The sequence below is a fragment of the Pedobacter sp. KBS0701 genome (genome assembly GCF_005938645.2).
Classification (GTDB): domain Bacteria; phylum Bacteroidota; class Bacteroidia; order Sphingobacteriales; family Sphingobacteriaceae; genus Pedobacter.
Window position 1 is genome coordinate 1,121,698 of the sequence record NZ_CP042171.1, and the last position, 22,674, is coordinate 1,144,371.

At 41.9% G+C, this 22,674-nt stretch carries 20 protein-coding genes and 1 tRNA gene; 8 read left to right on the forward strand and 13 right to left on the reverse strand.

What is annotated here, in order from left to right:
* Nucleotides 1–27: 27 nt before the first annotated feature.
* The 4 genes from FFJ24_RS04385 (at nt 28) to FFJ24_RS04400 (ending at nt 3,632) form a co-directional block, all read left to right on the forward strand.
* Nucleotides 28–678: an outer membrane lipoprotein carrier protein LolA gene (locus FFJ24_RS04385; protein WP_138822909.1), complete on the forward strand. Its 651-nt coding sequence runs from the start codon at nt 28–30 to the stop codon at nt 676–678.
* 273 nt (nt 679–951) lie between these two features.
* Nucleotides 952–1,854, forward strand: a complete 903-nt coding sequence (locus FFJ24_RS04390; protein WP_138822911.1) for a right-handed parallel beta-helix repeat-containing protein — start codon at nt 952–954, stop codon at nt 1,852–1,854.
* 691 nt (nt 1,855–2,545) lie between these two features.
* Complete coding sequence (locus FFJ24_RS04395; RefSeq protein WP_138822913.1) at nt 2,546–2,818, forward strand: hypothetical protein; 273 nt, start codon at nt 2,546–2,548, stop codon at nt 2,816–2,818.
* A gap of 49 nt (nt 2,819–2,867) precedes the next feature.
* Nucleotides 2,868–3,632 (forward strand): MBL fold metallo-hydrolase, encoded by a 765-nt coding sequence (locus tag FFJ24_RS04400; protein ID WP_138822915.1) that lies wholly within the window; start codon nt 2,868–2,870, stop codon nt 3,630–3,632.
* Nucleotides 3,633–3,666: 34 nt separating this feature from the next.
* On the opposite strand, the gene FFJ24_RS04405 is transcribed toward FFJ24_RS04400, so the two are convergent.
* On the reverse strand, nt 3,667–4,305 hold the full coding sequence (locus FFJ24_RS04405) for a DUF6266 family protein (protein ID WP_138822917.1): 639 nt from the start codon (nt 4,303–4,305) through the stop codon (nt 3,667–3,669).
* A 646-nt stretch (nt 4,306–4,951) separates the two neighbouring features.
* Here FFJ24_RS04405 and FFJ24_RS04410 point away from each other — a divergent pair.
* Both FFJ24_RS04410 and FFJ24_RS26715 read left to right on the forward strand, forming a co-directional pair.
* Nucleotides 4,952–5,035, forward strand: a tRNA-Leu gene (locus FFJ24_RS04410).
* A gap of 40 nt (nt 5,036–5,075) precedes the next feature.
* Nucleotides 5,076–5,360 (forward strand): GIY-YIG nuclease family protein, encoded by a 285-nt coding sequence (locus FFJ24_RS26715; RefSeq protein WP_138822919.1) that lies wholly within the window; start codon nt 5,076–5,078, stop codon nt 5,358–5,360.
* 383 nt (nt 5,361–5,743) lie between these two features.
* Here FFJ24_RS26715 and FFJ24_RS04420 read toward each other — a convergent pair whose 3' ends face one another.
* The 11 genes from FFJ24_RS04420 to FFJ24_RS25970 all read right to left on the reverse strand — a co-directional run bounded on the left by FFJ24_RS04420 (nt 5,744) and on the right by FFJ24_RS25970 (nt 18,433).
* Entirely contained in the window at nt 5,744–6,220 is a 477-nt protein-coding gene (locus FFJ24_RS04420; protein WP_138822921.1) for a transposase, read from the reverse strand.
* 289 nt (nt 6,221–6,509) lie between these two features.
* The gene (locus FFJ24_RS04425; protein ID WP_138822923.1) at nt 6,510–7,070 is read right to left on the reverse strand and encodes a TlpA disulfide reductase family protein; all 561 of its coding nucleotides are present in this window, start codon (nt 7,068–7,070) and stop codon (nt 6,510–6,512) included.
* 2 nt (nt 7,071–7,072) lie between these two features.
* Nucleotides 7,073–8,251, reverse strand: a complete 1,179-nt coding sequence (locus FFJ24_RS04430) for a DUF4369 domain-containing protein (RefSeq protein WP_138822925.1) — start codon at nt 8,249–8,251, stop codon at nt 7,073–7,075.
* A gap of 3 nt (nt 8,252–8,254) precedes the next feature.
* A complete protein-coding gene (locus FFJ24_RS04435; RefSeq protein WP_210419456.1) occupies nt 8,255–9,724 on the reverse strand; it encodes a RagB/SusD family nutrient uptake outer membrane protein in 1,470 nt (489 codons plus the stop codon).
* Nucleotides 9,725–9,731: 7 nt separating this feature from the next.
* Complete coding sequence (locus FFJ24_RS04440) at nt 9,732–13,364, reverse strand: SusC/RagA family TonB-linked outer membrane protein (protein WP_138822927.1); 3,633 nt, start codon at nt 13,362–13,364, stop codon at nt 9,732–9,734.
* Between the two features lie 116 nt (nt 13,365–13,480).
* Nucleotides 13,481–14,608, reverse strand: coding sequence for a FecR family protein (locus tag FFJ24_RS04445; RefSeq protein WP_138822929.1), 1,128 nt, complete (start codon nt 14,606–14,608; stop codon nt 13,481–13,483).
* Between the two features lie 68 nt (nt 14,609–14,676).
* Nucleotides 14,677–15,258, reverse strand: coding sequence for an RNA polymerase sigma factor (locus tag FFJ24_RS04450; RefSeq protein WP_138822931.1), 582 nt, complete (start codon nt 15,256–15,258; stop codon nt 14,677–14,679).
* A gap of 83 nt (nt 15,259–15,341) precedes the next feature.
* On the reverse strand, nt 15,342–15,737 hold the full coding sequence (locus FFJ24_RS04455) for a serine hydrolase (protein WP_138822933.1): 396 nt from the start codon (nt 15,735–15,737) through the stop codon (nt 15,342–15,344).
* Nucleotides 15,722–17,119, reverse strand: a complete 1,398-nt coding sequence (locus FFJ24_RS04460) for a serine hydrolase (RefSeq protein WP_138822935.1) — start codon at nt 17,117–17,119, stop codon at nt 15,722–15,724. Before FFJ24_RS04460 ends, FFJ24_RS04455 begins: the two co-directional genes overlap by 16 nt.
* Before the next feature lie 102 nt (nt 17,120–17,221).
* On the reverse strand, nt 17,222–17,830 hold the full coding sequence (locus tag FFJ24_RS04465) for a helix-turn-helix domain-containing protein (RefSeq protein WP_138822937.1): 609 nt from the start codon (nt 17,828–17,830) through the stop codon (nt 17,222–17,224).
* Between the two features lie 441 nt (nt 17,831–18,271).
* A complete protein-coding gene (locus FFJ24_RS25970; RefSeq protein WP_168202385.1) occupies nt 18,272–18,433 on the reverse strand; it encodes an ABC transporter permease in 162 nt (53 codons plus the stop codon).
* Between the two features lie 599 nt (nt 18,434–19,032).
* Between FFJ24_RS25970 and FFJ24_RS04470 the strand changes: the two genes are divergently transcribed.
* Nucleotides 19,033–20,427 carry a C10 family peptidase gene (locus FFJ24_RS04470; RefSeq protein WP_138822939.1) on the forward strand — a complete coding sequence of 465 codons (1,395 nt, stop codon included), beginning with the start codon at nt 19,033–19,035 and terminating at the stop codon, nt 20,425–20,427.
* Between the two features lie 5 nt (nt 20,428–20,432).
* Entirely contained in the window at nt 20,433–20,897 is a 465-nt protein-coding gene (locus tag FFJ24_RS04475; RefSeq protein WP_145315323.1) for a hypothetical protein, read from the forward strand.
* Nucleotides 20,898–21,098: 201 nt separating this feature from the next.
* Here FFJ24_RS04475 and FFJ24_RS04480 read toward each other — a convergent pair whose 3' ends face one another.
* A complete protein-coding gene (locus tag FFJ24_RS04480) occupies nt 21,099–22,529 on the reverse strand; it encodes a DNA/RNA non-specific endonuclease (RefSeq protein ID WP_138822942.1) in 1,431 nt (476 codons plus the stop codon).
* Nucleotides 22,530–22,674: the final 145 nt, after the last annotated feature.

Sequence of the window (22,674 nt, forward strand, 5' to 3'; positions counted from 1 at the left end):
TTCAAAGAAAAACTTAAAAAAGAAAAGATGAAGAAATTAATTTCAGCATTAATGGTTGTAGTTGCTTTTACAACTTCAACTTATGCTCAAACTGATGCGAAAGCTAAAGCCATTTTAGCTGAAGTGAGTAAAAAATACAAATCGTATAACGTAGTTAAAACAGATTTTACCTTTACTTTGGATAATCCAAAAGCTAAAGTAAAAGAAACCCAGCAAGGTACCTTGTATGTTAAAGCCAATTCTAACAAGTATAAAGTAGCCATGACTAACCAGGAATTGTTTAGCGATGGTAAAAGCCAGTGGACTTATCTGAAAAAAGACAAAGAAGTACAGGTAAGTAATGTAGATAATAGCGGGGATGCCATTAATCCGGCTAAGATCTTTACCGTTTACGAAAAAGGATTTAAATACGTTTATACTGGCGAAGAAAAAGCTGGTGCTAAAACCTATCAAATGATCGATTTAACACCAGTTGATGCTAAAAAATCGATTTTTAAAGTACGTTTAAGTATCGATAAAGCCGCTAAACAAATTGCAAATGTGGTGTTGTTTGATAAAAACGGAAACAAATACACCTACAATGTGAAAACTTTTTCGCCTAACGTAAACATACCAGAAACTACTTTTGCTTTCGATGCCAAAAAATATCCTGGTGTTGAAGTGGTAGATTTGAGATAACAGATTTGGCAGGCAGCGCAAGGTTTTAGCGCTATCTATAAAAAAGCGATTTAATCAGGAGATATCCCTGGTTAAGTCGCTTTTTCTTTTATATGCCTATACGTTTATCTTTTATGATTTACATTAATGCGTATAAGCAAGATCTTGATTTTGTAATTTTATTTCGTTTTTAGTTACGGGAACGATTGCACAGATATATATGATTTATCATACATTGTTGTATTTTAATGATTAATTTCATGCTTAGTATTAACCAAATATAATTCTACAAACATGAAAAAAAAATCAGGTATTCTCGTACTCGGGATGGCTATTGCGTTGTTCGGATGCAAGAAAGACAAAACAACAGTAGCTGATGTTGCAGGTGGTCAATCCATTGTTCAGCCAAACAAACTAGGGCTAACAGTTGCGGCGGTAAGCACTACAGTGAGCAATGAAGCGGCTTTAAAAGCTGCCATAGCAAACGCGCAACCAGGCGATGTGATTACCGTAAGCGGTACCATTTACCTCACCAGTACCCTTCAGTTACTTAAAAGCGGTACATCCAGCTCCAAAATTAATTTTACCGGCGGTATATTGGATTGTTCAGGTATTTCTGGTGCTAACTGGGGTGTAAAAGTAAATGGAAGTTACTGGAATATTACCAACATGACCATCAGAAATGCACCCGACTGCGGGATTGTTTTCCAGACAGGTGGCTACAATTATGTGAATAAGGTAACTACTCATGGAAATAAGGACTCCGGACTTCAGATTTATAACGGCGGTCACCACAATAGCATCAATAATTCTACTTCTTATGATAATTATGATGTGGCCAACGGTGGTGAAAATGCAGATGGTTATGCCTGTAAGTTATCTGCCGGAGCGGGTAATCAGTTTAACTCCTGCAATGCCTACCACAATTCTGATGATGGCTGGGATTTATACGGACAACCTTATACTGTTGTAATCAATAATTGTACGGCCACCAATAATGGTTATGGTACGAATGGTGATGGAAATGGTTTCAAACTGGGTAGTGCCGGACAAAATGTTCCGCATACCGTTACCAATTGCAAAGCCAATAACAACAAAGGAAGCGGTTACGATGGAAATGGAAACGCCGGCCACATCACGACCACAGGCAGCGGTGGCTCTGGTAATGTAAAAGGGCTTTTTAACCGAATTTATTAAGAATTGTTCTCCCCGTAAAAAGGTTCAGTTGGAAACAGCTGAACTTTTTTTGTTACAAGGATTAATAGCTACTTAGAGGTGAGCACCTATCTAATGTTCATTAAATCATGAGAAGGCATCCTGATGAAGTTATGCGTGTAGTCACATCTTTTTGAGAATAGTTTAGGCGTCATGCTAGCTTGCTTTAATAGCACACAGGTTTTACCGAAGAACGCCGTCAATCCCAAGAGCCGGTGAAATCAAAAAAACAGGTGCACAACAGTAAAAATGGCACTAACAAACCTGAAACGCAGTGGTTTTGTGTTCATAACCGATAATTTGATTTTTTTAAAAAAAATATTGAACACAAAACGAAGTGTCGCTGTTTTTTTGATGAGCATAGGATTGTGCAAGAGGCTCATTGCTGGATCCGATAGCCATCGGATGACAATGCGCTTTGGGTACTTTGGCGCTCCAAAGTACCATGCCTCCGCGGCAAAGAGCGGGAAAATGAACATTGCTCTAAAATTATTTGTTGAGTAATCAAGATAAGTTAATGGCAGAAAAGATGCTGAAATAAGTTCAGCATGATGATCGCTTTAGTAATTGTACTTGATAGGACATTGTTCAGGATGGAAATGAACACACTGGTTGATAAATTTTTCATCCGGTATTTATGAATGCTGCGCAGATTTATCTAAGTTTGTTTCCAATGTCATTGCCACTAACAAACCATACTTTAGAGAAATTAGAAGCCCTGCTTTTTGCTATGGGTTATAAGGTACGTTATGAGAAAGGGAACTTTAAAACCGGTTCGTGCCTGCTCGAACACAATAAGGTTGTTGTAGTCAATAAGTTCTCCAACCTGGAAGGAAAAATTGCCGCATTGATTACCCTGGTAAAACAGACCAATGCCGACGAAAACCTTTTAGACGAGAAACAACGGCAGTTTTATCAATCTTTACAACAAACCGAATTATTTTAATGAAGATACAACGCAAGGATTACTTATTTAGAAAGGAAAGTTTAAGCAGATGAAAGTTACTTTTTTAGGTACCGGCACATCACAAGGCGTTCCTGTAATTGCTTGTAATTGCGAAGTTTGCAGGTCTTCAGATCATAGAGACAACCGCTTAAGAACATCTGTTTTATTAGAACTGGCTGATAAAACCATTGTAGTAGATAGCGGACCAGACTTTCGTTACCAGCTTTTGCGCGAAAAGGTAAAAGATCTGGATGCCGTTCTGTTTACGCACGAACACAAAGACCATATTGCAGGTTTGGATGATATCAGGCCATTTAATTACCTGCTCCATAAGGTAATTGATGTTTATGCTACCGAAAGGGTACAAACAGCATTAAAAAGAGAGTTTTATTACATCTTTGCCGAAACCAAATACCATGGTTTACCGCAGATTAATTTACATACGGTAACCAATGGCGAAGATTTTAAAATTGGCGAAACTACCATCATTCCATTTGAGGTAATGCACCATTTATTGCCGATTACAGGCTACCGGATTGGCGACTTTACCTACATTACCGATGCCAAAACGATATCGGAGCAAAGTTTTGAAAAAATAAAGGGAACAAAAACATTGGTGCTTAATGCTTTGCAGAAAGAACCGCACATTTCGCATTTTACCCTGGGTGAGGCCATTGCCTTTGCAGAAAGGGTAGGGGCCGAAACCACCTATCTTACACACATTAGCCATACTTTGGGTAAACATGCCGATGTTGAAAAAGACTTGCCATCGAACATCAGGCTGGCTTACGATGGGTTTAGTTTCGAATGTTAGCGTTATTTAACGTAAAAGCTTCATTCGTTTGTGATTAAAAAACAAAACTGCCGCAATACGTACTCGCAGATATCCCCATTCTGTCGTCTGCAATGAAAGCCATCCAGGTGTGAAATGTCTTTCCTTTATAAAAGGAAGGAATTTCCAGGCTTTCCCTTTCTTTTAACCGCCTGGCACCACTTGTTTCATAAATGGCTGTTTTGTTGTCCACATCATAAACCATTAACATCACCTGGTCATTTTGCCTGGTGTAATCGCCGTTAGAGTTATCCGTCCAGCTGAAATGTACACCCGCATCGTCGTGTTCCAGCTTAACAACCTTTGCACCGCTGAGGTTTCCAAAGCTTAAACGTACAGCGGCATAGTCGATTTCACCGGCGGCATTTTGGGCATTCAGCATGTTATAGGATTTTGCAACGTTATGGGCGGTCATCATGCGTTTTTTCGACTCCAGGTTAAAACCAATCCTGATAAAAGCAACAATCGGACTTAAGAAGGTCTGCATCATGGTAAAACGGGATCTGCAGGCCTTTTGATCAGCACTACCGGTTTTGTTTTTTATGGACTTTCTGCGTTTGCTCCTGATGACCCATTTTCCGTTCAGGTAATAACCGGTCACGGCGCCCACCGTCCCGGTGAAGCCACCGTTAATTCCGTTTTCTATTTTTCCCATGATTGCATTAATTTAGCTTATACAATATAGTAAATTGCTGATTGATAAACAAATAAGTTGTATTTTCTTCTGACTTAAGTCGATTTTTATTCGGGCAAAATTGTCATAAGTCCGACGAAACCCCGTCTTAAGTGCGTCGAAAGTCCGACGCAACGGTTACGCTATTATGTTGGTGTCAAGTACTAAAATAAGTTTACAATTTGTCCGATACTAGAAAAGATTTGCCATGTTAAGATTTGCTTTCCGGAATTTAAGTTCAAAAAATATTTTATGAATGTTGCAGCGCACTATGGTTAATTTATATATTTGCAACAATTCAAACCCAGGTGGCGATCCCGATAACTATCGGGATGGTAGACGCCCTCGGGAATGATTAATTAGTAAATACCCAGGTGGCGATCCCGATAGCTATCGGGATGGTAGACGCTTTCGGGAATGATAAATAGTAAATACCCAGGTGGCGATCCCGATAGCTATCGGGATGGTAGACGCTTTCGGGAATGATAAATAGTAAATACCCAGGTGGCGATCCCGATAGCTATCGGGGTGGTAGACGCTTTCGGGAATGATAAATAGTAAATACCCAGGTGGCGATCCCGATAGCTATCGGGGTGGTAGACGCTTTCGGGAATGATAAATAGTAAATACCCAGGTGGCGAAATTGGTAGACGCACCAGCTTGAGGGGCTGGCGCCCGTACGGGTGTGGGAGTTCGAATCTCCTCTTGGGTACTTTAAAGCTTCGGTATCACCGAAGCTTTTTTGTTTGTTTATGGCATCAGTTTATATCCTTTTTTCTAAAAAAATAAATCGTTTTTACACCGGTAGTTGTCTGGATTTGCTACAGCGATTACAATCGCATAAGGATAAAAGTTTTACGGATAGTTTCACATCTAAGACAGAAGACTGGGAACTATTTTTCACTATAGATGACCTTGATTACAAACAGTCTCGATTGATCGAATTACATATCAAAAAAAAGAAAAGTATAATTTATATTAAAAACTTAAAGCAATATCCTGAGCTGGTAACTAAACTTATTGAGCGATATCGTTAAAGGCTACCCCGAAGTTATCGGGTTGGTAGACGCACCAGCTTGAGGGGCTGGCGCCTGTATGGGTGTGGGAGTTCGATCCGATAGCTATCGGATCTCCTCTTGGGTACAGTTCTAAGTATTCATGCTTAGTATAAAACCCGTACTTTGAACAATTCAAAGTACGGGTTTTTAGTATTAATCGGCGTCTAAAGCTATTTCAGCTATGTTCAAAGTATTCCTGCTAAAGGTTTTTACGATTAAGGGGGATTAGCAGATTATATTTGAATTCTTTCCCATCTGTCCGTAGTCTTGTGTCTGAGATTGAGTGTGAGGAGACTACGGATTAATTAATTTTGAACACGAGTAGGACTGGTACCTAAAATAACGTGAGTTATGGGTCATAATTAAAATATACTAGGTTTTCTGTCCAACCAAGAATATGCGCAAATGCCAGCATAAAGATTTACTAAAGCATTGATTGGGCTTCGATGTCTGGAGTGTTCAATATCGCATACCGTTTTTAGAATATCACTTACCGATTCTATCAGTCCTGTTTTGTTAAGGAGCATTTTATGTTCCATTGTCAAGAGTTTATTTTTCATGTTCTTTTTCAGCTTTGTTATTAGTAATAATCCCTTATTCATCAAACTTTCTGATGCTTTTGCATTAATAAACCCTTTGTCTGCAAAAGCGTAGCCTTTGAGGTTTCCAAAGAGTTTAACCATGGTATCAAGGTTGTTGTCGGCAATATTCCCAGGGGTAAAAAAAGCATTCATGATCTCTCCAAAGGCATTGATAACCAGGAACAATTTAAACCCATAGAACCATCCTGTTGAGCTTTTTCCTCTTGCAGCTTGATTTTTATATAAATATTGATATATCTACAATAGGCATTCCAGAAACATAGCCCCTTATTAATAGAATAAATATGAATAAAGAAACTAAAATCACTGCTGACAGAAGATCCTATAAACGATCAAACAAGTTTAAAAACGTTATAAATCTTCAAATACACACTTTAAGCGGTAACCAGTGCATATTTTGGAGCGAAATGATTGGCGATTTAAGATGGAAATGAGCGACTTGGCATAAACTTTCCAGTGATAAAAAAACCAGAAAATGCTACTGGCAACCAGAACGGTTACCAGTAGCAAAAATCAGGAAATATTTTTAATTTGTAACTGATTTCTTTGCTTTCTCGATACTGAAATCGCCCTTGATCAGCATCTCCATAACTGCCTCGTTGATCATGTCTGGTGAGGTTTGCCAAAGCAACTTGTTCCCCTTAATCACGAAGGTTTCGGGTATAGCGCTCACCCCGGCTGGCTTAATCCATTCCTGTTCAAAGTCACTTCCCTTTCCGCCACCGAAAGCAACATCAAAGCCCATCATTTTATCATTTGCTTTCACAAAATCCAATACTTTTTGCCTGTCGTCTTCCATCACGTCCTGCGCTATAAACACTACTCCCCGGTTTTTAAACTTTGATGCCATCGCGTTAAAATGGGGCATGGCAGCGATACAGGGCTTGCACCATGTGGCCCAAAGATCTATAATGTATATTTTCGAAGGATCAAAGTTATTGATGGCATTTCCCTTAATCCATTCCACCTTCGGATAGGTACTAATGGTGTCTCCAACATCAAGGTATTCCCGTTTGGGAGTTTGCGCATACATACTCATGATAGTAGTTGCAATAAACGCAATTATTAATATTATTTTTCTTTTCATTTTTATTTTATTAATTGTGCAAGTTCCTGCGCTAAACCCGTATCGTTTAACTTGAGCTGGCTGGCCAGGATTTTTCCATTTGTGTCAATTAAAAGCGCACTGGGCATGGTGTAGTAAGTAAGGCCGTAGGCTTTTGCCGTTGGGCTCACGCTACCGGCATCATTGACGCCACCAATATCATTCAGGTTCATCCAGTTGAAATTGGATCTTTTTATCGTTTCCATCCAATATGAATCCGGCCTGTCGGCATAGCCGTAGTAAACCGTTACCATCGCCGTATTTTTTTCTTTCAAAGCCCTATTGATACGGCCGAGGTTAAATGCAAAAGCATCGTAGTTCATAAAATCCGGTGCATAGAAGCAAACGAATACATTCCTTCCACGAAGTGTGGAAAGAGAAACTTCATTCCCTGCTGTGTCCTTAAGTTTGAACTCGGGCGCTAACTGTCCCGGAGCCAGTTTTTTTGCCAGGTCAAACTTAGCCTGTATTTCTTTGCCCGCAAAGGTATTTCTAATCGCCGGACTGAACTTTTTGAACTCTGGCTCAAAGTTAGAACGAAGGGTTCCCCGGTGTTTTGATCTCCAGATGTCAAGTGAGAGAAAGCTGTTAGGGTTTTCCTTAATGAAATTGCTGTCAATTTTCCCTGTTTTAGCGTATTCTGCATTCATCTCCAGTCTGGCAGCATCCATTGCTTTAGTGTCTCCTTTTTCCTTATAACCGCCGATCAATGTATTCAGGGAGTCGACACGGGCCTGCACCGGCTTGTAAAGCTCAAACCTCCGCTGGTAATCTCCCTGTGTTTTCCCGCCTTTGATGACAGCAGTTTTTACTCCCCCAGGCCCTGTAACCGAGATTTCTCCGGCATCGATAAAGAAATCTCGAACATCAATACTTTTTACGTTTTGCATGGTGGTCATGGCAGGTGGATCTACACTGATCCGCGCATAGGCCGGATCTCCGATCAACCCCTTGAACATAAATTTACCCATTTCGGCTGTGGTGGAATCTTCTACACTTACGCCATTGTTTTTGTAAGACAGCAAAATCTTTTTACCGTTAATCTCCGGCGAAAGCTGCCCTTTGATGGTGAATTTGTTCTGTGAAAAGGCAGCTACTGAAAACAGTAGCAAACTTAAGGTAATCGCTAAGCGTATCTTGATTTTTAAAATATTTATGATCATTATTTAAGGGTTATTAGTAAAGCCTGGATTGGCATTCATTACGATTGGCGGGAGCCGGAGCGTAAGCCTTTCCTGAGGCAGATTAAAACTGGTAATATTGGTAGAAGTCTCGTCATTATAAATGATATGAGAGAAAGTCTCGCCTGAGAAAACCGGATCGATGGAGCAGCGTCGCATATCAAACCACCGGTATCCCTCCATTGCGAATTCCCTGGTACGCTCCTGGAAGATAAACCTGATCAGTGACTCTTTACCGGAAGCAGCCTGAACGGGAACACTGGCAACATTTACAGGCATACGGTTTCTGCGCAGCAGCTCCAGATCAGAAACTGCGGCTGCAAGGTTATTTAACCTTGCATTTGCTTCTGCCCTTAGCAGGTATAATTCAGCCAACTGTAATCCAAACTTTGAATAATTAACTGAATATTTTGATAACCTGCCTGAAGGGTTAGGTGTAGAATACGGGAAAAAAGGGCCATAAAAATTCAGCCTCAGATCATCCGGAGCAAACAGCGCCTGTGCCTTCGGAGACAGTACAAGAAAGTCACTCCCAAATTCGTTTCCGCTGTAGGGCCCATTGTAAAATGTTTTCGCCAGCACTGATTCTGTTACGTCGTCATAGTTTATCCCAGGCGAATTATTCGGGCCATTGTAGCCAATTGGATCAAATTTCCCGCCCGAAGCAAATTCCACATTGTAATCGTAGAGCTTAGCAGGCCTGGCCTGGGCGGCAGCGTCAGTCAAAGCGGTATTAAACAGTGCCAGGGCTTCCGCATTTCTGCCCATGTAGAGATAAACTTTGGCCAGCATACCTTCCGCGGCAGGCTTTGAAAAACGCTGGGCGAATTTATTGTTCAGGGGCAGGGTACTGATGGCGTCGTTAAAATCCTGAATGATAAAAGCATATACTTCTGCCACGCTATTTCTGACATGTCCACTCAAATTGATGTCTGCATCCCGGATAATAGGAAAACCCGGATCCTGCGATGCCGATGCAGTGTTATAAGGCTTGGCATAAATATTTATGAGCTGGAAATATATCCATGCCCGGTTAGCCAGCGCTTCGGCTTTCAATGCAATCTTTTGTTCGGCGCTCCCCCCCGTAGATTCATCGATCTCGTTAATCACCTTATTTACCATATACAGGTTACTTGTGTAAGCTTTGAAATCGAAGGTATTATCCTGAGCCCTGAATATATCTGCCTTATAATTAAATGCATTCTGGCTCATCGGTGAAGCTGATGAGAAGTAACTGCCTTCTGCAGCTACATCGTCTCCCATGAGTACCATCGATTGCCAGCCGCCGGCATAAGAGTAAAGATAGAGATCCGGAGCGTTCATGATCTTATCATAATCGTCCGTTGTACGGGCAACTAATAGTCCCTTGGGCACTACTTCAAGGAAAGATTTTTTACATCCTGCTACAAAAACCAGCAACAGCAGGAAAGATAAATATTGATATATTTTCATCATCTTAAGATTAAAAGGTAAGGTTTGCACCGAAACTGAAACTGTGCTTAAAGGCAGGCATATTTCGCCCTCCCTGATTAAAAGTCTGGAACTCAGGATCTATACCAAAATCATTCGCTTTCCAGATCATAAAGTTTCCGGTCTGTGCAAAAAGCGATAAAGACTCCACGTGCAAGCGGTTCAGCAACTTAGGCCCCACCATGTAATTCAACGTAATGTCCCTGATTTTGATATAGGAGGCGCTCACCACATTGATATCAGCATAAGTGTAATAATCAATATTTCTCCGGCTTACATTCACTCCGGCACTGGCCACGTAAGAGGGGATATTAGTCAGGAGCTCATCCCCCGGTTTTTTCCATCTGTCCAGAAACTCCGGGCTCAGGTTACCGCCAAAACTGCCGGTGCCATATTCAATCCTTCCATAAAAATAACGGTTAACGTCACGTCTCATCACGTTGCCGAGATTATAGATCATGTTTGCCGTAAGCGAAAGATTTTTGTATCTGAAGGTATTACTCAACCCACCGTTAAATTTTGGAATAGTGGTACCCATATAAATCAGATCTTCGGCCGTAGCAACCTCAGGATCTTTGGTAACGGTTCCATTAGCCAAACGGATCTGTGGATCGCCCAGGGCATCCAGTCCGGCAAACTGATAGGCAAACAAGGGCTGCATACCGTAGCCAACCACATAATTACTGTTTATTCTTCCATTGGTTGTCAGCTGCGTGGGCTGGGGAGTTGAATAATTCAGCAGGCGATTTCTATTCAAACTAAAAGTTAGGCCTGTTGTCCAGCTAAAATCTTTAAGCTGCAAATTTCTTGAATTCAATGTCACTTCCAATCCGCGGTTGTTCATGTTTCCAAGGTTACCCCGAATAATAGATGCGCCGTTGACCGGATTGAGATCTACCTGCCCAAGAATATCAGTGGTTTTCTTATTATACAAATCAATGCTTCCGCTAAGCGCGTTCTGCAGCACACTAAAATCCAACCCAATATTAACGGTCGCCGTTTTTTCAAAAGTAAGCTGATTATTGGCCAGGCCTACCAGCGAATAATAGTCACCGGTTACATTGTTCCGGCCAATCTGGATCACATCCCTGGATGAACCTGCACCAATGAACGGCGAATTACCGGTGACGCCATATGTGGTACGAAGCGCCAGATTATTGATCCATGTACTTTTCTCCAGGAAGCTTTCCTTACTAATCAGCCATTTCGTACCCACGCTAAAAGTCGGTTTGCGTTGCTTTCCCTTTTCCGAACCAAACAGATTGCTATAATCCCTCCTTACGCTGGCATCAAGCATGTACTTTTCATTCAGTGTATAATTGAACAATCCGAAAAATGATTCATTCCGGTTAAGTTGCTCAAAAGTCTCAAATGGTTTTTCGTTAAAAGTACTTCTAAAGGACGACACTGCTCCAAAGATGCCCTGGCTCAGGGCCAAATAGTTAAGGCTTGCAGAAGTCAACAGATCAAGATCATAACCCCTGGCAATGTTCGTTCTGTTGGTTGCAAGCTGTTCAAGTGCTTCGTGACCAATCTGAACATTGATCCTGTCCCGTCCATCCCTGAGGCCCATATTGTAAATCAGCTGGTTTCGTAGTGTATAATTTCGCTGATCAATATTCACCGTCTTATAAGTTCCTCCCGAGGTAGGCAAATAGTATACGGGAACATCATTCGCCGTACGTGCAACAGTAAAACCCAGCAGCTCCCTTCGCAGTTCGTAGGTTTTGCTATCATTATAAAGCTGGCTGGTAGAGGGCGCTTTCTGATAGCTGTATGTACCATCAAAGCTCAGTCCTCTCCATATTTTTAAGTTCACATTCCCGGTGAGGTTCACCGAGAGGGCATTCCCCTTTATAAATCCCATATTGACTTCGTCCAGGGGCGAATAATCCAGATTGATCCGGCTTCTGGTTTGGTAATCGCTTCTCACCTGCGGCGAAAGTCCCTGAACATAATTCATTTGCAGGTTATTGCCTGCATTATCCTGAAAGAGCTGATATGGAATAAAATTGCTGCCGATCACAATGCTTCTGTCGCTACCGGTTATGGTATTGTTCAATGCGGTATTCAGACTGATCCGAAGCCTGCTGATTGGCATAAAAGTCTGGTTGATATTTAAACGATATACGCCATTCTGATCCCCGGGATGGCTACTGGTGGTATTGGTGTAAGAACCAGAGGCATAGAAATTGTAAGCTGATGATCCGCCTGAGGCAGAAAGCGTATGGCTGGTGGTGAAGGCATTTCTAAACAACAAATCTTTGATCTGGTCCCTGTTATCGATATTGCCCAGACTGTCCAGACTACGCTGCGCCTGAGCTGCACTGATTAGGCCCCGGTCCTGGTTGTAGAGGATTTGTTCGTGTGGAGCGATCACCGTGGTGCCAATGGATCCATATGGAAAAGCAGCTGGATTGAACAGCTCCCTCGCCGTTTCTATGTATTGCGCACTGTTCATCATTGGAATATAATCGAGATCTGGTTTACCGAAGAGCGAGATATTTCCCGAGTAGCTGATCTTTAAGGGTTTTCCTGCAGATCCCTTTTTTGTTGTAATCACAATTACACCGTTTGAAGCCTTCACGCCCCAGATGGAAGCTGCGGAGGCATCTCTCAACACCGAAATATCCTGAACATCATCAGGATTGATTACCGATAAGTCGGTTACAGGAACACCGTTTACCACATAGAGCGGATCACCAAGTGCCTGTACAGTCGATTTACCTCTGATGATACTTTGTTGCGTATTTCCACCGCCAAACTGCCTGTTTCCTGCAAGTCCCTTCGGCCCGGCAATTACCGTTACCCCGGCAACCAGTCCATCCAGCCTGGAAACCAGGTCTTGCGTGGCCACCCTGTTCTGGTAAATCTGCATATCCGGTTTCCCGAAAGATCCCGTTGCCCGTTCACGCGAAAGCGTTTGGTAACCGGTAGAAACAACAGAAACCTCATCGATCATATTGATTTGCTGATTCAGCATCACTAAAATTTCAGAAGCTGATTTAACCGTCAAGGTATCCGATTTGTAACCGACGTAGGAAACCACCACACTTGCATCCCGAGGAATCCTCGAAAACACAAATTCACCGTTGGTATCGGTGAAACCCATGAGGCCTGCCTCTTTTGAAGTTACGCTGGCGCTAGGCAACACCCCACCTTTTTGATCCTGTACCCGGATTTTAAGGTTGATTAAAAAAGCTTTGTTTTCTACTTTGACCCGGTTAATCACAATAATAATCCTGTTTTCTATGGTATAGTCGAAAGGCTGATCGCGAAAACATTCATCCAGAACGTCTTTCAAACCGGCATCCTTAACCTGGATGCTTACCCGTTTCGACCGGCCGATCTGCTCCCGGTTAATCACGAAATCAAAGCCCGACTGCTTGCGAATCTCCCTAAGCACCTCACTTAGCGGCGCATCTTTTTTTGATAAGGTGATGCGCTCGTTCTGAGCAAAGGAACTTGCCGGAAACAGCAGAAAAAAGAAAAGTAAACAATATAGTCCCGGCGAAAAACATTTCCGGGCTATCCCTGCGCCCTGAGTGATCTTCCCGAAAAGGGACCCTGACTTACAGACATGATTAGTTGGATCATATCCATTTCCATGGTATTTTTTATACATTTGTTTGGTTGGTTTTAGTTGATAATAGTGTTTGAACAATTACTCATCTGTACCGGCCTTTAACCGGGGGCGCCTCCAACGCTCCCGCTTTTTTACCAGTCCAGGCATTTTTCCGGTTAAGGCATAACAGTTACCCTCCTTCCTTCCAGTTTAAAGTGTACACCCTGATTCATGGTTAGCGCTTTCAAGATCTCTGAAAGCTTTTTATTTCTCGAAATGGTACTGTAAAATGCGGCATTATCCTGTTCTCCATCATACACTACTTCCACATCATACCACCTTGCCACCTGCCTCATTACCGTATGGAGGTCTTCGCCATTAAACACAAAATCATCATTTATCCAGGCATTTGCCTGTTCTGAATCTGCCTGCGAAACTGTAATTCCGTTCGTATCAAAATCTGCCTGTTCTCCAGGCTTAAGTATTTTTGCGCCCTGCTTACTGCCTGATATCTGTACCGAACCCAATAATAGTGTTGTTCTGATGTGCTTTTCATTGGAATAGGCTTGAATATTGAAATGTGTTCCCAATACCTGAACAGTTTGCCTTTGGGCGTGCACCAGAAAAGGATGTGACTTATCATGAGCCACTTCAAAGTATCCCTCCCCTGATAATGTCACTATACGTTCCTTTTTATCCTTGAAAGAAAGCGGGTAGGTTAAGGTAGATGCTGCATTGAGCCAGGCTCTTGTCCCATCAGGAAGAACGATCGAAAACCTGCCGCCTTTAGGGGTCTCAAGTGTGTTGTTTGCATCCGTGGCCTCCTGACCAGCAGAGGCTGTGTACACCACCATTCCATCAGGCAAAGTTGATATCTGAACGCCAGGCTGGGCAATATTACCCTGCTTAAGATGATCCAGACTAACCTTTTTCCCATCAGCGAGTGTCAAATAGGCCTTATTCCCTCCAGGGTCAATATCATTTTTGTATACGCTGGCAATCTGGCCAGAAAGTGGCGCTTTGTGCTGAAGCAAGTAAAGCCCACCCAACGCCAGTAGTATTATTGCGGCAGCAGCAGCAATTTTAACTTTTAAAGAAATAACCCGGGGTTTACGTTCATGTAATGATGGCTCTACTTTACTCCATATCTCATCTGAAATGTTTTCAAGATCGGCTGAGGAATATTTCACGACCGCTTCCGAGCGGTAATGGTGGAGCCAATGGCGAATGGCTTCCATTTCGGATGCATTACAGGTTCCATTTTTAAACTTCTCAAATAATTCTTCAGCCTCTCTTTGTTGCATTCTCCTATGGTTCTATACCATACATTACACCTTACTCTGGGCATTCGGGTATAGAAGAGAAAAAAAAATTAAAGATTGATGAAATAAACTGAAAAAATTGCTGAACCGAGCCTTTTTCTAAGAATTCTCAAAGCATTTTTCATCTGCGTAGCAACAGTATGTTCAGATAAATTAAGTTTGAGGGCTATTTCCTTATTGCTTAAATACATTTTGCGTCGCAATTCAAAAACTTCCCGCATTTTATCGGGCAAATTTGAAATTTCCAATTCGATCATTGCAGAAATATCTTTCTCGCGAATCAGATAATCCGCAGAAAGATGAGATTGGCCGTTTAAAGAATACTGCAGAGATGCGATGTATTCATCAGTAACACCTTTCCCACGGAAAATATTGAGCACTTTGTTCAATACTGACCGATAAAGATAAGGCGCAAGAGGTGCACTATCGATAATTGCCGCCCTGTTGTTCCATAAGGAGATAAATACTTCCTGTACAATATCTTTCGCAGCTTCCTCATCCTGAAGCTTTTTGACCGCAAATAAGAAGAGCAATGTTTGGTACCGACCATAAATTTCACCAAAGGCCGGCTTACTATCCTGCTTTAGAAGTAGGACTAGTTGCTGATCATTATATGGAAGGTTTGCTGACATGTATCGAAGATGACATGCGAATCTACAAAATAAATTAATCGAATATGTTAATTGGTTTGTCCAAAAGAGGACAGAAGGATATGCTAAGAGGAGTATTTATGCTGTGTCCAGCTCAATTGTGCATGCACCATCGGAAAGGTGCGATAAAATTGACGATACCTATTAATCGAACATGCCTCGAACATATTACCCGGGCCTGCGGGTTCTTTGGGGGGCATATTTTTCACACCCATATTTCTTGAATAGACGATCGAATCTTTATTGATAATGGCGATAGACAGGCCAGGGATCTTTAACGAATCCATCTGGCCTGACAGGTATTTCTCAACATCATCAATTGCGATTGTGTTGCCGTCTATTGTTTTTATCACTTTTGCCTCCGTTTTTTGGGAGCATGCCATTACCGGATAAAAAGTCGCCAGAAAAAGCTGTACGATCACAAAGCCAAAAGCTTTAACCTTTCCTATTGTTTGATCCACATGAGTTGACTTAAGTTCAGCACCGATATTTCTGAATTTTTGTCCGTGAGAAAATTATAATTGACCTCATGCCCATTCAGCCCGCTTGACTTTAACGAATTATTGCCTGAAAAAATCAATGGCTGCAGTGGTAAAACATCCGCGAGGTAGGTAGAGTACAATTTACCATCCTTTAAATACAATTTGATGCTGTCCGCGCCGCCCACCAGCGCATACGTTCCTACATACTGGTTGAGATCGGTAACCGGTTTTTCGGCAAACAGTGGCAATACCAAACTGGAGACATATTCATTAATCCTGTTAAAGTCAAAATCGGTCACATTGGTCAGTACAGCCCAGCCCAGTTCCAGTTTAGGGTGAATCACAATTTCAGTACGCGCACCCAGCATCGCCCCTTCGTGTTTCACGTAAGGATAAGAACGTTGCCAACCGATACCAAGTGATTGCATCATCCTGATGGATTTTTCTGAAAGTACGCCGTTTTCTGTATTGAACTGTGCACTGATGAATTTGGCCAGATCTGTTGCTGTTGAATATATTCCGCCCGCCGGTGCCATCGCATTTGCATCATAATCGGGGGTTTTAATGAATTTCTGCGCTTCATTTGAGTAAGAATATCCTGTTGCCAACACCTTATCCTGATCGCTGACGGTGCCGAACCCGGTATTATTAAGATGGAGGGGTCCGCAGATCCTGGTTAAAACAGCCTCCTGGTAGCTTGTTTTTGCCGCTCTGCCCAGGCCGAGACCAAGGAGTGCATAGCCCATGTTGGAATATTGACGCGAATCCTGGGGCTTTAATTCGTATTCAGGGTATTCTCTTTTGGCCAATCTCAATGATTTTAGCAATTCATCCATAGAAGGCGCCTTGATGGAGGCCATTTCCTTGTTGGTAAGCATCCAGGTGTCCGCCTGCTTAGCAAACCCAACATCCGCCTGCGAATTTCTTGGAAGCCCGGAACTGTGTGTGGCCAGTTCTAAAAAAGTGGTTTTACCAGGTTTGCCTTGAATATCCGTAATCCTGTATTCCGGAACAAATTTCCCGACATCACCATCCAGTTTTATAATCCCCTTTTCCCACAAGTTCATGGCCAGTGTCGCTGTGAATAGTTTAGTGATCGACTGAATCTGATATTTGGTATCTACGCTTGCCGGAACCTTCTTCTCCAGATCGGCATATCCCGATGCCTCACTGAAAATCACCGTTCCTTTGTGGACAACTATCAATACCAAACCTGGCGAGTGGTAACGCTCCTGAAATCCTTTAACACCTGCTTTCAATTGACTGCTGATTGAGTCACTGAGCGTTGTTTGTGCCGATAGGGCATTACTGGCAAGTAGAAATGCCAACAGCAAAATTGATCTGTAATGTTTAATGGCCATAGCTATTTTTTTTTGACAAAGGTATCCTGCTAACCTAAAAATAATGCCGCAAGACCAACGTCAATATTACGCCATCTTTATGCCAACTCCCTTTAATATCGTTTAAATGATATTGGGAATATACGGGATAGGGTCTTTGCCCATATTTAGCCGGGCAGCAGCTAACATTGTAATCAACAGGTGTGAAAATAGCAGCACCAGGTATATCCAGATAAATAAGGGGATTTCCAGTACTTCTCCGACATGCAGAAAACAATAGTCAATCAATGGCGTAAAGATCAATATGAATAGCGTGGCTACTGACCATATGATCTGAAGACTCAGCATTTTCTGAGCAGTGGCCCTGTCGTTCGGGAAAACAAACTTTTTTCTAAAGATCAGATAGGTTCCGGTCACCACCACTACATTTAAAAATGGGAATAAAAGCACAGAAAGTGAGCTAACGTTAATATACTTCAGGTATCTGTCCGGGGGAACGGACCCGATAACCTCCTGAAATGCTTTGGCCCCCTCATGATCTGAACTTTGCGAAAGACTATTCGTTTCAATACCGAGCGTTTCGCACAATGTCCGTATGACGTATGGGCTACCTGACGATTCATTTTTTTCGACCCTTTGTACGGTCCTCAAAGAAATTCCGGAACGGTCGGCAAGCTCCTTTTGTGACAAGTGTTTTGCAAGCCTATGTTCTTTAAAGTTTTTTTGTAGCATTTCAGAAAGAGCTAAATAAATAATGCACACGTATCTCCGGACAAGCTTTCAGTTCTTTATCCCTTTGAAGTAGTTTTTTTAGTTTCAGGCCGGCACCAGATTCAGTTGTCATATACGTATTTTATAAGCTAATATACAGTAGTAAAAAGGATTACCCAAATTGGCGTGCTTCAAAACAACACCGAAGAATTAAATGCATTGATATAAAATGTACACATCAAAAGATACACATAAAGTTGGACTAAGATTATTTTTCGGGCTTGTTCTTATCAGGTAACCACCCCCATACATCTCGTAAATCTTTGATAGTGGAAACTCTGGACTTTCTTTCCGGGTAAGTCTACGCTGATACTTTTTCTTAAAGTCCATACTAAGTGGGTCTGTAACGGAACCACCACCCAATGTCTGGGCATTTTGGATCCCCCACGCTCTTGCCTGTTACTATTCGTATTTGATGGCCTTTACAGGATCAGATTTCGCGGCATTGATGGCCTGATAACTCACGGTCAGGAAGGCTATTAAAGTGATCGAGAGTGCCGATAAGCCCATGATCCAACCATTGATCCTAATGTGAAAATCAAACTTCATCAGCCAACTGTTCATTAAATACCAGGTAAGCGGTCTTTGTGCCCAAAGTTCTAAGCGGTGGGCATGATTCGTGCTTTACTAAAATGATTATTGAATAATTAATTTATTGTGTTTTTGGAAAACAGAAGTTACCCAAAACAGTTCCTCAATCGCTAAGACTTGCGCCCAATGCCATTAAGTTAAGGGTTTTTAGCCACAGATAAGCACAGATAAACACGGATTTTCATATCTGTGTGCATCCTTTCTATCTGTGGTTAAATTATTTTCTTATGCCTAATGGCTTAACTTAATGATATTGGACTTGCGCCAGTGTGGTTTTTAGCCACAGATAAGCACAGATAAACACGGATTTTCATATCTGTGTGCATCCTTTCTATCTGTGGTTAAATTATTTTCTTATGCCTAATGGCTTAACTTAATAACATTGGACTTGCGCCAGTGTGAGTAATGCTGGTAATCAAGAGAAAACTGTATCCTGAAATTAACATTTTATGTATTTTTTAAAATATACTCATTCATTTAATTGTGAATATTGATGTCTATATTAAATTACAAATTTATTATTTAGAATAATTATAAATTGATATATTTGAGCCCAATCTAAAATAACATTTATGAACAAAAATTTCTCGATTCTACTGATTGCATGCAGTCTTATCCTAAACTTCTCCTGTAAGAAGAGCCTTAATGAGGCACAAACCGATCATTCCCGCTTAGATTCCTTAAATAAAAGTGCCTTCATTGGGATTGATCAGGCTAAAAGCTATGCGCTAAGTTTAAATCGTAAACCCAGTGGTAAATTAATGTCGGGCTCCTTTGCCTCGGTTTCTAATTTGGCAAGCCGGAAGGGAACTTCCAGTGAGACGAATAGCGTAGATACCGTTTTTACGGTAAAAGATCGGGCTGGCATTAACGCCTTCTATATTATCAATTTTAAACCGAACGGATTTTGTATCGTATCTGCTGATGAAAGGGCACCATCGTTACTCGCATATTCTGAGACTGCCTCATTCAACAAAGACAATGGAACGGAAGGTATACTGAGTTGGATGAGTGATGTTAAGCATAGCATAGAGAACATTCGTGCAAATCAATTTGCAATTAAACCCACTACTACATCTGGTGTAGCCATTTCAAATAGTAAAAAAACAACCTCCTGGGTGAAGGAGCAATTGCCTGCAACCAGCGATGTAGCCATTTCGAGTGGTAAAAAAACAGCCGCTTGGGTGAATGGTCAATTGCCTGCAACCAGCGATGATAATGTCCTGATCGAACATAAAGATCCTTTGGTACAAACTTACTGGGGACAAGGTGACGGATACAATGACCAATGTGACTATATGAGTTGCGGAAACACCTACGCAACCAACGGCAGGGCGGTTACCGGATGTGTAGCAACAGCCATCGCCCAGATTGCGGCCTATCATCAGTTCCCGTCTTCTTACAACTGGAGTTCCATGTCTAATTATTACGGAACACCCGAAACGGCCAGATTAATGCATAACATCGGCGTAGCGGTAGATATGGACTATAAATGTGACGGGTCGGGAACAAATGGCGGTACAAAAACTGTTGATGGTTTTAATTTATTAGGTTACTCCATGTCCAAAAGGGAATTCAAGGCATTCTCTGCCACCGATCCGACCAATGATTTTTTAAACGAACTGCGCGCTAACAGGCCTTTTATCATTTCCGGAGGCAGAAAGGGTTCCTTTATTTTCTTTAATACCTATAAAGGCGGTCATGAATGGGTATGCGATGGATTTTACCGCTATGAATATACCCGTATTGTGCAAATACCTGTAGATGACTATTTTGACGAACGCGTCGAAGTAACTTATCCAACTTATTTTCATATGAACTGGGGTTGGAACGGTTCTTATAACGGATGGTATATGGTTGGGGATTTTGGGCCTACGATTACTAACTTCCGGGATGTTTACAGAGATGATTTTGAGGGTACTTACAATTATAAAAATATCATGTACTATAATATAAAACCGTTATGAGAAAAATGACAAGAGTAATAGCTTTAATCTTTATGATCTACCCGTTGTTTTCCTGCAAAAAGAAGGTTGCAAATGTTTCAGTGGAAACAAGTGTGATGTTTGCTGTAAAAAATAATGTACAGGCAGATCTTCTGGCTCCTGGGACTGCAAACGGATTCAATCAGCAAAACATACAGATTTTTAACCTAATAGATGGTACGTATCAGCTGATAAACAAACCATCAATGGATTTTCCAAAAAATATTAAAATATTCAAGAAGCAGAATGCAGCGGAATATCAACTTGAATTATTCGTAAACACCGAAACAGATAAAAGCGGGATAAGTTATACCCTCATCCAATTTGGGGAGAATAAGCCGGATACAGTCAAGGCAGAAATCGTAAGAAACGGGGGTTCAATCGGATTAGGAAAGGTCTGGTTAAATAACGCGCTGATAGACAGAATTACCCCAACTGTTATTGTCAAATAATTGATATGCGATAATGTAAGTATTTGAACATAAGTCGAACATCCTACTGAGCAAAAAAAAAGTATAAAAAGGAATCCCATTGTACTCATCGGCAATGGGATTCCTTTTTAGTTCTGAAAGTATATTTTTTAACTTGTTTATGGGATGCAAATTTCGCCTCTGTAGGGGGTAATAGCTATATCCTCAAGTTAATAACTGGTTTTAGTTACCCGGATCTTTCACTTTCTCCACCACGTCTTGTATGTTCTGCGGTAAATTTGAAAGTAAATTATAACCCGTTGCACTTTCTATATCGCGTACAGACACAATATAGTTCTTCCAGCTTGGATTTGTGCTGTTGACGTTGGGTGTATTGATGGCAATAACCCTTGTCGAACTACTCACGCGGCTGATATCATTGTCTCCCGTTTTTAGCAGTACTGCCACTTTCCATACGTTTGCCGGAACGGTAACTTTGCCATTGTTGATGGTGTTCACTACCGATGCACTTGCTGAACCGATGCCGCCTGTGCCATAACTGCCCATAATCACATAAACCTCGTATCCGTTCAATGCCTGGGCACGGAGATAGCTTTCAAAAGATTCCCATGTTTTCTGGTTGTTGTTCGGTGCCTGAGGGATCATGTTGGTCATCAGGAAAGTTGCTGAATTGGCCGTATTTGAGCTTGTACGGTCACCGCTTGGACAGTTATGCCCCCTGTCAAAACCAGAACCTGAATAGCTGTTGCTCTGTACCTGGTACCAATTTGCCGGCAGGCCTGTAAATGAAGCGAAATCGTCTTTTCTGCTTGCTGCACCAGTAAAGTTGTTCGGATCCAGGTGCCAGCTTACCCAGTTTGGTGTCCCGCGGGTCATACTGTAACTCTCGGTATAATATTTTTGATCGATCAGGTAATTTTCTGCTGAAACCAGGTTGGCCGTAGCGCCTGATGGGTTGCCAAAAAGTAGGTTGGAATTATCACCTCCGGCCGGTGGTGCATCCGGACCTGCATCTGGTGTGCCTCTTCCTGGTGTTGCTGAGGAACCGCCGTTATCCACAGGATCCGTATCCGCTCCACCTACGGTAATGCCCGGATCACCTGTACCTTTAAAGATGATATCGTCGATGTTGATCCTGGTTGTACCAGCTTTTTTGATCTGAAAGCGTATTTTGCCTGTTGTATTAACCTTAAAGGAATCGGTAACCAGTGTGGTGCTGTTTTCTGTAATATCAGTACCTAACTGCGTGAAGGTTTTACCTCCATCGGTAGAAGCCAGAAGCTGCCAGGTTGAACTGGCGTCTGTTCCATATTTGGCATGGGAAACGTAAATCATTTGAGTGCCTGCGATATCAAAGTTCATAGACAGGTAACCTGTTCTTAACCGGACAGACTTCGCGCCATCCTTGGCATCAGCTGCAAGATTGCCCAGCAGCGCATCGCTCAATGTCCATTTGCCGGTTAGTAGCTGAACACTGTCTAACGCATAAGAGCCTTTGCTGCCAGATTCGAAAGTCTCCGTTATGGCATAAGCCGTTGGCGCTTTTGTTGTTGTTGTTGGTTTTTCATCTCCGATGCTTGTTTTTTTTGAACAGGAGGATAGGATCAGGATGCCGATAAATCCTGAATAGGTAAGGATGTTTTTTAATTTCATGCTTTGATTTTAATGTCTGGTTGTTCGCGTTAACATAGATCATTTTTCAATGCGGCACGAAGGTATGGAGAAAAGATGTCTGTTGTGTTAAGTTAATGTTAACACAAAGTAGGTAATTGTAATTGGGTAGAATGCTGGTGTTTAA

Bases quoted from the DNA above. Each gene is read 5' to 3' on its own strand.
- FFJ24_RS04385 (WP_138822909.1), top strand. From the start codon at position 28: ATGAAGAAATTAATTTCAGCATTAATGGTTGTAGTTGCTTTTACAACT.
- FFJ24_RS04390 (WP_138822911.1), top strand. From the start codon at position 952: ATGAAAAAAAAATCAGGTATTCTCGTACTCGGGATGGCTATTGCGTTG.
- FFJ24_RS04395 (WP_138822913.1), top strand. From the start codon at position 2,546: ATGTCATTGCCACTAACAAACCATACTTTAGAGAAATTAGAAGCCCTG.
- FFJ24_RS04400 (WP_138822915.1), top strand. From the start codon at position 2,868: ATGAAAGTTACTTTTTTAGGTACCGGCACATCACAAGGCGTTCCTGTA.
- FFJ24_RS04405 (WP_138822917.1), bottom strand. From the start codon at position 4,305: ATGGGAAAAATAGAAAACGGAATTAACGGTGGCTTCACCGGGACGGTG.
- FFJ24_RS26715 (WP_138822919.1), top strand. From the start codon at position 5,076: ATGGCATCAGTTTATATCCTTTTTTCTAAAAAAATAAATCGTTTTTAC.
- FFJ24_RS04425 (WP_138822923.1), bottom strand. From the start codon at position 7,070: ATGAAAAGAAAAATAATATTAATAATTGCGTTTATTGCAACTACTATC.
- FFJ24_RS04430 (WP_138822925.1), bottom strand. From the start codon at position 8,251: ATGATCATAAATATTTTAAAAATCAAGATACGCTTAGCGATTACCTTA.
- FFJ24_RS04435 (WP_210419456.1), bottom strand. From the start codon at position 9,724: ATGATGAAAATATATCAATATTTATCTTTCCTGCTGTTGCTGGTTTTT.
- FFJ24_RS04440 (WP_138822927.1), bottom strand. From the start codon at position 13,364: ATGTATAAAAAATACCATGGAAATGGATATGATCCAACTAATCATGTC.
- FFJ24_RS04445 (WP_138822929.1), bottom strand. From the start codon at position 14,608: ATGCAACAAAGAGAGGCTGAAGAATTATTTGAGAAGTTTAAAAATGGA.
- FFJ24_RS04450 (WP_138822931.1), bottom strand. From the start codon at position 15,258: ATGTCAGCAAACCTTCCATATAATGATCAGCAACTAGTCCTACTTCTA.
- FFJ24_RS04460 (WP_138822935.1), bottom strand. From the start codon at position 17,119: ATGGCCATTAAACATTACAGATCAATTTTGCTGTTGGCATTTCTACTT.
- FFJ24_RS04465 (WP_138822937.1), bottom strand. From the start codon at position 17,830: ATGCTACAAAAAAACTTTAAAGAACATAGGCTTGCAAAACACTTGTCA.
- FFJ24_RS25970 (WP_168202385.1), bottom strand. From the start codon at position 18,433: ATGAACAGTTGGCTGATGAAGTTTGATTTTCACATTAGGATCAATGGT.
- FFJ24_RS04470 (WP_138822939.1), top strand. From the start codon at position 19,033: ATGAACAAAAATTTCTCGATTCTACTGATTGCATGCAGTCTTATCCTA.
- FFJ24_RS04475 (WP_145315323.1), top strand. From the start codon at position 20,433: ATGACAAGAGTAATAGCTTTAATCTTTATGATCTACCCGTTGTTTTCC.
- FFJ24_RS04480 (WP_138822942.1), bottom strand. From the start codon at position 22,529: ATGAAATTAAAAAACATCCTTACCTATTCAGGATTTATCGGCATCCTG.